This window comes from Sphingomonas sp. RS2018, assembly GCF_054489605.1.
The window spans coordinates 256,236-269,421 of the sequence record NZ_JBTMWL010000002.1 but is presented as its reverse complement, the minus strand read 5'-3'; the positions used below and the strand labels follow the sequence as shown (position 1 = coordinate 269,421).

General features: G+C 66.7%; 13 protein-coding genes and 2 tRNA genes. 3 read left to right on the top strand and 12 right to left on the bottom strand.

Annotation, left to right across the window (positions count from 1 at the left end; genetic code table 11):
- Nucleotides 1-10 precede the first annotated feature (10 nt).
- From ccmE to ACX40P_RS06360, 5 genes are all read right to left on the bottom strand, one after another.
- Complete coding sequence (ccmE, locus tag ACX40P_RS06380; RefSeq protein WP_459125487.1) at nucleotides 11-445, bottom strand: cytochrome c maturation protein CcmE; 435 nt, start codon at nucleotides 443-445, stop codon at nucleotides 11-13.
- Nucleotides 442-570: a hypothetical protein gene (locus tag ACX40P_RS06375; RefSeq protein WP_459125486.1), complete on the bottom strand. Its 129-nt coding sequence runs from the start codon at nucleotides 568-570 to the stop codon at nucleotides 442-444. The genes ccmE and ACX40P_RS06375 overlap by 4 nt, the downstream gene beginning before the upstream one ends.
- A complete protein-coding gene (gene ccmC / locus ACX40P_RS06370; RefSeq protein ID WP_459126021.1) occupies nucleotides 567-1,295 on the bottom strand; it encodes a heme ABC transporter permease CcmC in 729 nt (242 codons plus the stop codon). Before ccmC ends, ACX40P_RS06375 begins: the two co-directional genes overlap by 4 nt.
- Nucleotides 1,296-1,358: 63 nt before the next feature.
- Nucleotides 1,359-1,580 (bottom strand): helix-turn-helix domain-containing protein, encoded by a 222-nt coding sequence (locus ACX40P_RS06365; protein WP_459126020.1) that lies wholly within the window; start codon nucleotides 1,578-1,580, stop codon nucleotides 1,359-1,361.
- An 8-nt stretch (nucleotides 1,581-1,588) separates the two neighbouring features.
- Nucleotides 1,589-2,212 carry a hypothetical protein gene (locus ACX40P_RS06360; protein WP_459125485.1) on the bottom strand — a complete coding sequence of 208 codons (624 nt, stop codon included), beginning with the start codon at nucleotides 2,210-2,212 and terminating at the stop codon, nucleotides 1,589-1,591.
- An 84-nt stretch (nucleotides 2,213-2,296) separates the two neighbouring features.
- Here ACX40P_RS06360 and ACX40P_RS06355 point away from each other — a divergent pair, with 84 nt between their 5' ends.
- Nucleotides 2,297-2,941, top strand: coding sequence for an acyloxyacyl hydrolase (locus tag ACX40P_RS06355; RefSeq protein WP_459125484.1), 645 nt, complete (start codon nucleotides 2,297-2,299; stop codon nucleotides 2,939-2,941).
- Nucleotides 2,938-3,318 (top strand): hypothetical protein, encoded by a 381-nt coding sequence (locus tag ACX40P_RS06350; protein ID WP_459125483.1) that lies wholly within the window; start codon nucleotides 2,938-2,940, stop codon nucleotides 3,316-3,318. Before ACX40P_RS06355 ends, ACX40P_RS06350 begins: the two co-directional genes overlap by 4 nt.
- On the opposite strand, the gene ACX40P_RS06345 is transcribed toward ACX40P_RS06350, so the two are convergent.
- Complete coding sequence (locus tag ACX40P_RS06345; protein ID WP_459125482.1) at nucleotides 3,315-4,367, bottom strand: Leu/Phe/Val dehydrogenase; 1,053 nt, start codon at nucleotides 4,365-4,367, stop codon at nucleotides 3,315-3,317. The genes ACX40P_RS06350 and ACX40P_RS06345 overlap by 4 nt on opposite strands.
- 90 nt (nucleotides 4,368-4,457) lie before the next feature.
- Nucleotides 4,458-4,534 (bottom strand) — tRNA-His (locus ACX40P_RS06340).
- 104 nt (nucleotides 4,535-4,638) lie between these two features.
- On the opposite strand from ACX40P_RS06340, the gene ACX40P_RS06335 reads away from it, so the two are divergent.
- Complete coding sequence (locus ACX40P_RS06335; RefSeq protein ID WP_459125481.1) at nucleotides 4,639-5,322, top strand: prolyl hydroxylase family protein; 684 nt, start codon at nucleotides 4,639-4,641, stop codon at nucleotides 5,320-5,322.
- Between the two features lie 177 nt (nucleotides 5,323-5,499).
- Here ACX40P_RS06335 and ACX40P_RS06330 read toward each other — a convergent pair whose 3' ends face one another.
- The 5 genes from ACX40P_RS06330 to lon all read right to left on the bottom strand — a co-directional run bounded on the left by ACX40P_RS06330 (nucleotide 5,500) and on the right by lon (nucleotide 13,167).
- Nucleotides 5,500-8,211, bottom strand: coding sequence for a TonB-dependent receptor domain-containing protein (locus tag ACX40P_RS06330; RefSeq protein WP_459125480.1), 2,712 nt, complete (start codon nucleotides 8,209-8,211; stop codon nucleotides 5,500-5,502).
- A gap of 78 nt (nucleotides 8,212-8,289) precedes the next feature.
- The gene (locus tag ACX40P_RS06325; protein WP_459125479.1) at nucleotides 8,290-9,882 is read right to left on the bottom strand and encodes a hypothetical protein; all 1,593 of its coding nucleotides are present in this window, start codon (nucleotides 9,880-9,882) and stop codon (nucleotides 8,290-8,292) included.
- 277 nt (nucleotides 9,883-10,159) lie between these two features.
- Nucleotides 10,160-10,234: transfer RNA gene (locus tag ACX40P_RS06320), tRNA-Val, on the bottom strand.
- Nucleotides 10,235-10,302: 68 nt separating this feature from the next.
- On the bottom strand, nucleotides 10,303-10,575 hold the full coding sequence (locus tag ACX40P_RS06315) for an HU family DNA-binding protein (RefSeq protein ID WP_459125478.1): 273 nt from the start codon (nucleotides 10,573-10,575) through the stop codon (nucleotides 10,303-10,305).
- Nucleotides 10,576-10,713: 138 nt separating this feature from the next.
- On the bottom strand, nucleotides 10,714-13,167 hold the full coding sequence (lon, locus tag ACX40P_RS06310) for an endopeptidase La (protein ID WP_459125477.1): 2,454 nt from the start codon (nucleotides 13,165-13,167) through the stop codon (nucleotides 10,714-10,716).
- Nucleotides 13,168-13,186: the final 19 nt, after the last annotated feature.

Below are 13,186 nucleotides of genomic sequence, written 5' to 3'. Positions count from 1 at the left end.
CTTGGCCCCCTCATCGCTCCAGCGTCTCGGTCTTGTGCATCTTGCCGGCGACCTGCGGCGGCATGTAGCGTTCGTCGTGCTTGGCGAGGATCGTGTCGGCGACGAACACGCCGCCCGCCGCCAGCGCGCCTTCCGCCACCACGCCCGATCCCTCGCGGAACAGGTCGGGGACGATGCCACGATAGGTGACCGGCACGGTGCGGGCGTTGTCGGTGACGGTGAAGCGCGTCGTCACGCCATCGGCTGCCCGCGCGACCGATCCGGCCGCGACCATGCCGCCCAGCCGGATGCGCTGGCCGGGCACGGGCGCGTCGCGGATAATGTCGCTGGGGGAATAGAAGAACGCCGCCTGATCCTTCAGCGCCGACAGCGCGAGCAGCCCCGCCCCCACCACCGCGGCGAGCGCGAGCAGGACGAGGGTGAGCCGCTGGTGCTTCGCCTTCATCGCCGGGTCAGCGCGTCGGCGGCGCGTTCGGCGCGGCGCATCGCGGCAAAGGACCAGAGCGAGGCAAGCGCGGTCGCGCCGACCGTCAGCCCCCAGGCGGCGAGGACGAACGGCCACGCGTTCATGCCGCCGCCCCCATCCGCCGCATCCGCGCCTCGACCCGCTGCACCGCCAGCATCGTCCGCATCCGCATCAATACGATCGCGCCGAAGACGAGGCTGAACCCGGAAAGCGTGAAGCCCAGTGGCCACAGGATCGCACCGTCGATGCTGGACCCCGCCAAGGTGATGCTCGGCCCCTGATGCAGCGTGTTCCACCACACCACCGAGTAACGGATGATCGGCAGCAGCACCGTGCCCGCCACGCCGAACAGCGCCGGCACCCGCCCGTCGCCGCCACGCTCCCCATCCGCCCGGGCGAGCGCGATATAGGCGAGGTAAACGAAGAACAGCAGCAGCATCGACGTCAGCCGCCCGTCCCACTGCCACCACGTTCCCCACGTCGGACGCCCCCAGATCGAGCCGGTGGCGAGGCACAGAAACGCGAACATCGCCCCCGGCAGCGCGATCGCGCGCGCAGCGACGTCGGCGAGCGGATGGCGCCAGACCAGATAGGCGATGCTGGCGATGGCGAGGCTGGACCACCCCCCCATCCCCAGCCACGCGGTCGGCACATGGATATAGAGGATGCGGACGCTCTCCCCCTGCAGATAGTCGGGCGGCGTCTGCGTTAGGCCCGCCCAGGCGCCGATCGCGATCAGCGCCGCGCCGACCCAGAACAGGATCGGCGTCAGCGGGCGCGCGATCTTCAGGAAACGCGCAGGGTTTGCGAGGGCATGGATGCTGGGCACGGCTGCGCGCGCCACTAATCGATTTTTACGGGCGCGTTAAGGGGAATGCACCCTCCGCCTGCGTCATTCCTCGGCGCGCAGATCGTCGTCCGATGGCTGATAGGCGAGGATGTCGCCGGGCTCGCACTCGAGATAGCGGCAGATGGCGGCAAGCGTGGAGAAGCGCACGCCCTTCACCTTGCCCGATTTGAGGAGGGACAGGTTCGATTCGGTGATGCCGATCGCCTCAGCCAACTCCTTCGAGCGGACCTTGCGCTGCGCCAGTACGACGTCGAGGTTGACGATGACAGGGATCAGACGATCTCCGCCAAATCGCGCTGTGCCTGCACCCCGGCCTCCAGCCCCCAGACAGTCGCATAGGCGGCGACCGCCAGCATCATGGCGGTCGCGATCGGAAGCAGATCGACGGAGACGATCCAGTGCGGCCCCCCGGGCGTGCCGATCGACAGAAGCGACTGCATCAGGCTGTCGCCGATCAAGCTCGAAATCGCTGTGAGCATCGCGGCGATCGAGGCCCGGCGCAGCCAGGGCAGCGCATCCGCAAGCGGATGGCCGTGATCCGCACCTAGTCGGCGTAGCGCCACCCCCACGCCGAGGAGCAGCAGCGCGAACGGCCCCTTCTGGACTATCGCGATTCCCAGCAGGCCGAAGCGAGTCGTGGGTCGCGCGACATAGGCATCGAACCGCGCTTCCTTGACGGGCGTAGCGGTCACCGCCGCCCGCTCATCGTCGTCGAGCAGTCGCGCCGGCTGAATGGTCCATCGACACGGTCCGTTCACGCAATTGAAGACTGGTCCGGGCACGATCGCAACGCTGATCGTCGTAAGGAGCGAGCAAGCCGCGCAGAACCAGAACACCGCCCCCGCGATCCGGCAGATCCGTGCCTTGCGCGGCGGCAATGAATAGGTATCCGACATCATATTCTTTCTGTTTGACAGAAATTCTTTGTCAACTTACATCAAAAATATTGGCCGCGCGACGGCCTTTGGGCGGGAATAGCGATGATGGTGGGTAAAAAGGGCGTCCTCGGCGCAGCGATGCTGCTCGTCTGCACGCCGGCGGCAGCGCAGGCGGGCTACGAGATCGGCGTCGGCGTGTATCGTCACGGCGCGAACTTTCATCCCTTGGGCAGCAAGCTGACCTTTCCCGCGCGACCGGCGGGCGTCGTGCTCGAGGATCAGGAGGAGGACGGCACCACCGATGCACTGCTGCTCTATCGCAGCGCCCCGCTCAAATTCCTGCTGAAGCCGCGCCTCACCGCCAAGGCACAGATCAGTCTGGAGGGTCGTACCAGCTTCGCCAGCCTGGGGGCGGAGTGGCGCCAGCATATCCTGAAGCGCCGCATCTATGGTCAGGTCGGCATCGGTATCACCGTCCACGACGGCTATCGCTTCACCCCCGACCCGTTCGAACCCGGCATCGCGCGCGACGAGGCGCGGCGGCGTTACGACATCTATCTGCGCCGTGTGTCGTTCGGGTCGCAGGTGCTGTTCAATCCGAACGCCTCGATCGGGGTGCGCATCGACCGGCGCTGGGCGGCCGAGCTATCATGGGAGCATTTCAGCCACCGGCAGATCTTCAACGAACAGAATCCGGGGATCGATCATCTCGGGTTGCGGCTGATCCGGACGTTCGGCGGGCGATGACCGCGCTGCTCGCCGTGCTGATGCTGCAGGCGACAACCGTGCCGGGTGCAGCCCCCGCCGCCTATCGGGGCAATCTGACGATGGAGTTCGAATTCCAGCCGCCGGACAGGCCCGCCACGGCATCGGCGGATGGCGACCTGACCGTCACGGCACGACGGACCTATCGCGCGAAGATGGCGACGCGGACCGACCGCGCGACGCGGACCCGGCAATGCACCCTGCGGCAGGGCTTCGGCCTCGCCGCGATCGACCCTGGTTTGTGCGGGACGCTACTCGACTGCATGTCGCGCAACGCGACGCGGGCGCTGGTGAAGGCGTGCATGCTCGACCGGTTGCTTACCGATCTGAAGCGCCATTACGGCGCAAGCGGGTTCTAGGCGCGCCCGATCAGTCGCCGCGCGATCGAATCGGCGACGTCGCTCGACGGGCGGCCGGTGCGATCCGCCTCGTCCCACACCTCGACCAGCCGCTCGGGAATCTTGGCGATACGCGACTCGACCTCGGCACGATCGCCCTGGCCGAGATATTCCAGTCCGACGTTGATGATGCCGCCGGCGTTGATGACGTAATCGGGCGCGTACAGGATGCCGCGCTCGGCCAGTAGGGCGCCGTGGCGCGCCTCCTTCAACTGGTTGTTCGCGCCGCCCGCGACCGCCTTGCAGTCGAGCGCGGCGATCGAGGCCTCGTCGAGGATCGCGCCGAGCGCGTTCGGGCTGACGATGTCGCACGCCGTCGCCAATACTGCGTCGGTCGCGGTAACCTCGGCGCCCAGCTGCTCGGCCAGCGCCTTCGCTCGGTCGCCGTTCACATCGGCCAGCGTCAGCTTCGCGCCGTCCTTCGCCAGCAGGCGAGCGAGACCGCCGCCGACGCTGCCGACGCCCTGGATAGCGACGTGGACGCCCTGCATGTCGTCGGTGCCGAGCGCACGCTTCGCGGCGGCCTTGACGCCCAGATAGATGCCCATCGCGGTGAACGGCCCGGGATCGCCCCCTGCCCCGCCCGCCGCGACCGGCAGACCCGAGACGTGGCGCGTGCGCGTGGCGATGACGCCCATGCGCTCTTCGGACATGCCAACGTCCTCGGCAGTGACGTAGCGCCCGCCGAGCGATTCGACCGCATCGCCGAACGCGATCAGCTGTGCCTCGGTGATGACCGCGCCCGGCTCGCTCGCCAGCACGACACCCTTGCCGCCGCCCAGCGGCAGGCCGGCCATCGCATTCTTGTAGCTCATGCCGCGCGACAGACGCAACGCGTCGGTGATCGCCGCATCGCCGCTGGCATAGTGCCAGAAGCGCACGCCGCCCGCCGCCGGTCCGAGCGCGGTCGAATGGACCGCGACAACAGCGGTCAGCCCGCTCTTTGTGTCATGGAAATGATGGACGCCTTCATGTGCGTCGAAATCGGCCAGGTCCCAAACGGCGCTCATCGCTACCTCGTGCGGCTGAAACGAAATGTCTGGGCCGCGCAATATTCTTTCAGGCGGGATTTGACCAGCCCGAAACGCGCGAGGGAAAAATGGGGCGACCGACGGGACTTGAACCCGCAACATCCGGCATCACAAGCCGACGCTCTAACCAATTGAACTACGATCGCCACGCGAGGGGCGCGCTTAGCCGGGGTTTCGCGTGCGATCAAGGCCAAGCAGTCACGCGCGAACAGGCTTGCGCTCGAAAGCTGCGTTGGTGCAGTAATCATACATGGCCGTTCAGCAAGCAGCAGAGTATCTGGTCCAGCCCGCCCCGGGTTCGGGCTTCCCTCCCCAGACCGTCATCGATGCGCTGACCGCCTATGGCGGCGTGCAGCGGGTGCCGAGCACGAAGCTCGACCTGTTCGTGCGCAAGAACTTCCTCGATGCCGACACCTGCGCCGCGATCGTCGCGCAGATCGAGGCGAACCGTCGCCCCTCGACCATCGCCGACGCCAACGGCGACAACGCCTTCCGCACCAGCGAAACCTGCGACCTGCCCGACAACGATCCCATCGTGTCGATGGTCGACCAGCGGATCAGCGAGGCGACCGGCCTCTATTCCGCGCACGGCGAGCCGATGCAGGGTCAGCGCTATGGCGTGGGTCAGGAGTTCAAGGCGCACACCGATTATTTCGAGCCGCAGGGTGCCGAATTCGCGCAATATTGCTCGGTATCCGGGCAGCGGACCTGGACGGTCATGATCTACCTCAACGACGTCGAATCGGGCGGCGCCACGCGGTTCAAGGTGATCGACAAGATCATGCAGCCCGAGATGGGCAAGATGCTCGCCTGGAGCAACGTCCGCCCCGACGGCCGCGCCAACCCCTCGACGCTCCACCACGGCATGAAGGTGCGTGCGGGCGTGAAGTACGTCATAACCAAATGGTATCGCGAGCGCGTCTGGCCCCGGTGAGCCCAATGCCTGCCTCGCCGCCGTCCCTATAAGCTATGTAAACGGCTAGGGCTCCCGCGCAGGCGGGAGCCCAGAGCCAGGAGCGTTGTCGCCCGTAACCTTAGGCTCCCCGCCTGCGCGGGAGCACGGCTAATTACATCGGTTGGAAGCGCCCGCCTCGAGTCCGGACACCGCCGCTCAGAACTTCGCGCTGGCGCTCAGTGAGAAGACCCGGCCCACGTCGTAGGTGTTGACGTCCACGCGCTTGCCGTCGCCGAAGTCCTGGAACTCCTGATAGCGCGTCTTGGTCAGGTTGCGGGCCTCGAACTTAACCTCAAACTCGCCGCCGGCGACCTCGAAGCCCTGCCGCGCGACGATGTCGAAGCGTACGCCGGGCCGTTCCTTCAGGTCGGGCAGGCGGATGCCGCCGCCGGCTGAGACCGGCCCGCGGTTCGTCACGCGCTCGCTGGCATAATTGAACAGGAAGGTGAGCTGGCTCAGGCTTTCCTTGTCCTCGATGCCAAGCTGCAGATTGACGAGGTGATCCGACTGGCCGACCAGCGGCGCGCCGTCGCGGAAGATCAGGTTCGCACGCTGCAGGCTTGGCGGCCCGTTGAGCGACTGGATCGGGCTCGACACCAGCTGGTTGCCCGCCGACACGCGCGAATGCGTGTAGGTGTAGTTGGCAATCGCGATGATCCGACGCGACGCGAAGAAGGCGCTGTCGAACAGACGGTCGAGCGCGAAATACTTCTGCACCTCGACCTCGGCACCGTACAGGCTGGCGCGCGGGGCGTTGGCGAAACCGGTCTGAAGCGCATCGGTGCCGGCCGGGAAGAACGCCACCGCCTCGATCGGATTGTTGATCCGCTTGTAGAAGCCGGCAAGCGTCACGCGCTGGTCGCGCGCGAAGAACCATTCGTAGCGCGCTTCGCCGTTATACAGCTGCGAGTCGATCAGGAACGGGTTGCCGAAGAACTGACGATCGCTTTCGAAATCCTGATATATCTGCGGCGCCAGCTCGCGGAACTGCGGGCGGGCCAGCGTCTTCGAACCATGCAGACGCAGCTGCTGGTCGGAGGCAAAGTTCCAGGTCAGCGTGACCGCGGGCAGCCAGTAATCGTTGTTCAGCCGCGTCGGCCGCGTGCTGCCGGTGATGTTCACCCGCTCGTCCGCCGTTTCGTAGCGCACGCCGGTGGTGGCGCGCAGCCCGTCGGTGATCTCGCCCTCCGCCTGGCCGTAGCCGGCATGGATGTGCAGCGACGCGTCATAGGCCGCAGCGCCGAGCGAAGTGGAGGTGTTCTGCAGGATGATGCCGAAGCGCTGGATCGTCGAATCGGACAGCAGGAAATCGGGCCGCTGCTGGGCTGCCGCGAAGTTCAGCGCGACCGCGCCGGGCAGCTGGTAGCGGAAGGTGTAGCGCGTCGAATCGCGCTGCGTGTCGCTGTAGTAATAGCCGGCCTGCAACACGATCGGACGATCGAGCCCGAGCGTGTAGCCGAGATCGGCCTGTCCCGACCACAGCCGCTCGTCCAGCTCGGAGAAGTTGACGCTCGCGCCCTCCAGCCCCGACAGGCGGTTCACGTAATCGCGCGCCTGCGTCGAGTATTGATAGGTGAAGGCACGCTCGTACGGCGAATTGCGCTGCGTCTTGGCATAGCTGCCGCGCAGATCGACCGTCAGGTCGTTGAACTTGAACTCGCCGACCAGCTGGCTGTCGAACAGCTCGCGCTCGAACCAGTTGGTGTTCTGTTCGATGAACGGCTGGATGCCGCCGGCCAGCACGCCGATGTTGCTGGTGCTGCCGCGGGCGAGCCGCCCCTGCTTCAGCGTGTCGTGGATGTAGAGGTTGGTGAAGCGGATCTTGTGCTCGCCGAATTCGGCACCGACACCCAGCAGGCCGTTCACGATCACGCGATTGTCGGTCAGCACGGTCTGGAAATCGCGCACCAGCGCCGCCGATGCCGCGTCGGTGACCTGCTGCGTCGCGGCGCGCGTGCGCCAGCCGTTCTGGATACCGCCGGCGCCGATCAGGCCCAAGCGCACGCTGCCGACGTCGACCGACGTGCCGAAGCTCATGTCGCCCGACCAGTTGGGCGGAATGTGATTGTTCGCGAGCAGCAGCGTCGTCGGCGCGTTCGACAGGGAGATCAGGTCGGCGTTGTTGGTCACCGACGTACCGCCGATGCCGGCCTGCTTGATGAAGCCGGGCACGGTGCGCTCGCCCGAATCATAGCCGATCGTGTCGTAGCGACCGCCGTCGTAGACATAGCCGAGATTGCTGGTCGTGAAGGTATCGGCGCTGATCCCGCCGCCGACTTGCACGAAGCTGTTCTTCGGCACGGCCAGCGTCGTCAGGTTGATGACGCCGCCACCGAATTCGCCCGCATAGTTCGCCGAATAGCTCTTCTGGACGAGGCTGGAGGCGATGACGTTGGTCGGGAAGATGTCGAGCGGAACGACGCGGCGCAGCGGCTCCGGGCTCGGCAGCGGCGATCCGTTCAGCAACGACGAGGAGTAGCGGTCGCCGAGGCCGCGGACGTAAACGAAGCCGTTGCCGACCACCGACAGGCCGGTCACGCGCTGGAGCGCGCCGGCGATGTCGCCTTCACCCGTGCGCGCGATATCCGCCGCCGACAGCACCGACACCACCTGCGGCGTCGAGCGCACGAAGTCGGGGATGTTGCGGCCGACGACGACGATATCCTCCAGCGCGCCCTGCCCCGGTGCCGAAACCTCGATCGCCTCCTGCGGCGCATCGGCGGCGGCCTGCGCGCCCGGCTGCGCGTCCTGCGTCGCTTCGGCGGGCGGCGTGCTGCTCGTCGATGCAGGCGGCGGGGCGGTCTGGGCGATGGCAGCGGGCGCGACGAGGGCGCTGCTGGCCAGGCAGAGGGCGGCGAAGGACTTCATGGGTAACGGCTTTCCGGGTGTCGAGAGAAATGCTGCCGGGGCGGCGGCGTGGTCGCCGCCGCCCCGACGGGTCTGCCGTCAGCTCGGCAGGCCGGTGCAGGCGCCGCTGGTCGTGCCGAAGGTCGCCCGGTTGGAGTTGCAGGTCCAGCCGCGGAACCAGGTGTCGTTCGCGCCGCTGACCGCGCCGACGTAGCTGGTCTGCACCAGGAACGCCGATCCCGACGGGTTGAGCGATGCCGCGTTGAACGCCGCGACCGCCGCCGCGGCGGTGCCGGGGAAGATGCCGTTGGTGAGTGCTCCGGCCGCCGTGCCGTTGATGACGTTGTTAGTGCCGGCGGCGACCAGTGCCTCCTGCTCGGCGGCGGTCACGGTAATGCCATTGACCGTCGTCGTCGCGGCGAAGCTGCCGGTGCAGGCGAAGTACATCGAATTGAAGACCGGCGGGCCGTCATCCTGCAGCGCGCTGTTGGCGGCGCGCACGGTCGACTTGTCGGTCGTGCTCGTCTCGCCCGCGACGATGTTCATGCACGGCGTCAGCGACGTAACGATACCGTTGACCATCTTCACGTCCGCACCGCCGCGGATGCGGATCGCGGCGTTGGTCGCCGTCGAGGTGTCGATGAAGGTGAAGTTGGACAGCACGTACTTCTGACGCGGCAGCGCGTCCTCGTTGCCGTTCGAGTCGATCTCGGTCGAATAGTTGTCGGTCTGACCGTTGGTCGGCTTCTGGGCGGCAATGAGGAACTGCACAGCGCCCTGCCAGCCCACATCGGTATCCAGTCCGTCGTCGTCCGCGCCGGTCATGACGAGGTAGCGCATGTTCACGCGGCCACCGAACACCTCGATGCCGTCGTCCGACGAATTGTGGACCTGCACATGGTCGATCGTCGTGCCCGAACCGACGCCGCCCAGCGTCAGGCCCTGCAGCTCGTTGTTCGGGCTGATGATCGTGCCCGAATAGCGGATCTGGACGTAGCGGAAGGTGCCGCTGGTGTCGTTCGCGGTGGCGCCGCCGTACAGCGCGTTGCCCGTGCCCTCGACGACGTTCTCGCAGTTCACCGCACCGCCGGTGACGCCCGACAGGTTGCAGTTCGAGATCGGGGCGCGACCGGCCAGGATCACGCCGCCCCACAGGCCCTGCGACTCGTCGGTCACGCCGCCGGTCAGGTTCTGCTGCGCGGTGAAGATGATCGGCTGCGTCTCGGTGCCTTCCGCATTGATGCGGCTGCCGCGGTTGACGATCAGGAAATCGTTGTCGGCGTTGGTCGTGTTGGCGAACAGCAGCACGCCGGCTGCGATGTTCAGCAGGCCCGTTTGCGTGCCCGTGCCCACACCGCCCGCATCGACGCCCACGTCGACGCGGCCGTTGATCTCATAGGCAACGCCCGCGACCTTCGCGAGGCTCAGCGTGCCGGTGATGAGGCTCGGCAGGCGGCAGGCGCGATAGTTGCCGATGACGCCACCGTCGTTGAAGCCGCTTGGGCAGCTCGTGGCCGGCGTGCCGGCGGTCGGGGTCGGCGTGCCGGTCGGGCTGCTGCTCGGCGTCGGGGCCGGCAGCACGATGGTGCCCTCGCCCGGCGACGCGACGCTGGATGCGCCGTCGCAGCCCGACAGCGCGAAGGCGGCCGAACCGGCCATGAGGATGTGCCCGAGGCGATGGAACTGGCGCATGACGTCTCCCGTGTCGAATATCGCGAATGTGCGTGACGAAGGCTGGCTGCCCCCGACAGTCGGCGCAGGACCCCCCTGCCGACTTCGAGAAGCGCGCTAGTCCCGGGATGTGACGCCTGCGTGGAGATTCGCGGACGGATCGGTGACTCTGATGTTACGGATGTGTGACGACTGTCCCGGGGTGGGCCGCACGTGCCCGTTCCCCGTTCGCGGGGACGACGAAAGGGAACCTAGAAACACGAAACCCGCGCATCGCTCGGGGCGACCGCGGGTTGCGTGGTGGGCGCGACAGGGATTGAACCTGTGACCCCACCCGTGTGAAGGGTGTGCTCTACCGCTGAGCTACGCGCCCCCGTCCCATGCGGGGAAGCGGGCCTTTAGGAGGCGATCCGCCGCCTGTCCAGCCCGAACCTCTAATCCTTAGTTCACCGAATCCTTCAGCACCTTGCCCGCCTTGAACTTGGGCTGGGTCGATGCCGCGATCGTCATCGGCTCGCCGGTACGCGGATTGCGGCCGGTCGACGCCTTGCGCTTGCTGACCGAGAAGGTGCCGAATCCGACCAGCCGGACCTCGTCGCCCTTCTTCAGCGCCGTCGAGATCACGTCGAATACCGCCTCGACTGCCTTGGCGGCGTCACCCTTGACCAGTCCGGACATGTCCGCGACCTGTCCGATCAGTTCCTGCTTGTTCATGCGTCGAAATCCCCCGTTTCAAGAACGCAGCCGAATGGAATCGCAGCCTCGTTTGCGCAAGCGGGCAATCAAGCGGCGTGGTGCGCGCGAGTCAAAGGGTTTCGGCATCGTCCGCGACGAGACGATGCCGATCCGCTTTTAGTGATGCACGGCGTCCGCCACGGGCGCGACGCCAGGGGGCGGCATCGCGGCAAGCTCGTCCGCCTCGGTCCAGTCGATCGCGTCGAGCTCGCCCGTCAGCGCCATCGCCAGCACTTCGTCGACATGGCGCACCGGCACGATCTCCAGCCCCGCGCGGATGTTCGCGGGGATTTCGGCCAGGTCCTTCTCGTTCTCGTACGGGATCAGTACCTTGGTGATGCCGCCGCGCAGCGCCGCGAGCAGCTTCTCCTTCAGCCCGCCGATCGGCAGCACGCGGCCGCGCAGCGTAACCTCGCCGGTCATCGCGATCTCGCGACGCACCGGCACGCCGGTCAGCGTCGAGACGATCGCGGTGACGAGGCCGATGCCCGCCGACGGCCCGTCCTTTGGCACCGCGCCCTCGGGCAGGTGGACGTGGATGTCCTTGCGCGCGAACAGGCTGGGCTTGATGCCATAGCTCGGCGCGCGGGCCTTGATGTAGCTCATCGCCGTTTCCGCCGATTCCTTCATCACATCGCCGAGCTTGCCCGTCAGCTTGATCGCGCCCTTGCCGGGCACCGTCACGCTCTCGATCGTCAGCAGTTCGCCACCGACCTCGGTCCAGGCGAGGCCGGTGACTGCACCGATCTGATGCTCCTCCTCCGACAGTCCGTGGCGGTACTTCTGCACCCCGGCGAACTCATGGAGGTTCTCCGCAGTCACCGTCACGCTGGCCGCCTTGCCCTCCAGAATGCGTCGCAGCGCCTTGCGCGCCAGCCGGGCGATTTCGCGCTCCAGCGTGCGGACGCCAGCCTCACGGGTGTATTGCTGGATCAGTGCGCGCAGGCCCCCGTCGGTCAGCGTGAACTCACCGGCCTTCAGCCCGTGCGCCTCGATCTGCTTTGCAATGAGATGGCCACGCGCGATCTCGACCTTCTCGTCCTCGGTGTAACCTTCGAGCCGGATGATCTCCATCCGGTCGAGCAACGGCTGCGGCAGGTTCAGCGTGTTCGCGGTGCATACGAACATCACGTCGCTGAGGTCGATGTCGATCTCGAGATAGTGATCCTGGAACTTGCCGTTCTGTTCGGGGTCGAGCACCTCGAGCAGCGCGGATGCGGGATCGCCGCGGAAATCCTGCCCCAGCTTGTCGATCTCGTCGAGCAGGAACAACGGGTTCGACGTGCCGGCCTTCTTCAGGTTCGATACGATTTTGCCCGGCAGCGAGCCGATATAGGTCCGGCGATGGCCGCGGATTTCCGCTTCGTCGCGCACGCCGCCCAGCGACTGGCGGATGAACTCGCGTCCGCACGCCTTGGCGATGCTCTTGCCGAGCGAGGTCTTGCCGACGCCCGGCGGGCCGACGAGGCACAGGATCGGCCCCTTCAGCTTGTTGGTGCGCGCCTGCACCGCCAGATATTCGACGATCCGGTCCTTCACCTTTTCCAGCGCATAATGATCCTCGTTCAGGATCGCTTCGGCGGCGGGGATGTCCTTCTTTATCTTCGACTTCTTGCCCCACGGCAGGCCGAGCAGCACGTCGAGATAGTTGCGCACGACCGTCGCTTCGGCGCTCATCGGCGCCATGGTCTTCAGCTTCTTCAGCTCGGCGGTCGCCTTGGTGCGCGCCTCCTTGCTAAGCTTCAGCGTGGCGATCTTCTGGGTCAGCTCGGCGACCTCGTCGCCCTCGCCCTCCTCGCCCTCGTTGCCCAGTTCGCGCTGGATCGCCTTCAACTGTTCGTTGAGGTAATATTCGCGCTGCGTCTTCTCCATCTGGCGCTTCACGCGGCTGCGGATCTTCTTTTCGACCTGCAGCACGCCGAGTTCGCCCTCCATGAACGCGAACACCATTTCCAGCCGCTTGCGCGGATCATCCTCGACCAGCAGCGACTGCTTGTCGGCGACCTTCACCGCGATGTTGCCCGCGACCGCATCGGCGAGGCGCGACGGATCCTCCAGCTCGCCCAGTTGCACCGCGGTCTCGGCGGGCAGCTTGCGGTTGAGCTTCGCATACTTCTCGAACTGGTCGACGACCGACCGCATCAGTGCCTTCAGCTCGGGGCTGAGGTCTGCCGGGGTCAGTTTCTCGACCCGGCCCTGAAGCTCCTCGCCGGCAGCCGCCAGCGCGCCGTCGTCTTCGACCGCGCGGACGCTCGCCGTCAGGAACGCACCGTCCTCGGTCAGCACGTCCAGCTTCGCGCGCGCCTTGCCCGCCACCAGCACGCGCACCGTGCCGTCGGGCAGCTTCAGCAGCTGCATCACCTCGGCGGTCACGCCGGTATCGTACAGGTCGTCGCGGCCGGGATCGTCCTCGCTCGGATCGAGCTGCGCGATCAGCAGGATTTCCTTGTCGTCGGCCATCGCCGCTTCCAACGCCGCGACGGATTTGTCGCGGCCGACGAACAGCGGCACCACCATGTGCGGGAAAACGACGATGTCGCGCAGCGGCAGGACGGGATAGATGCTCTTCATGGATGCTCCGATGCCGTCC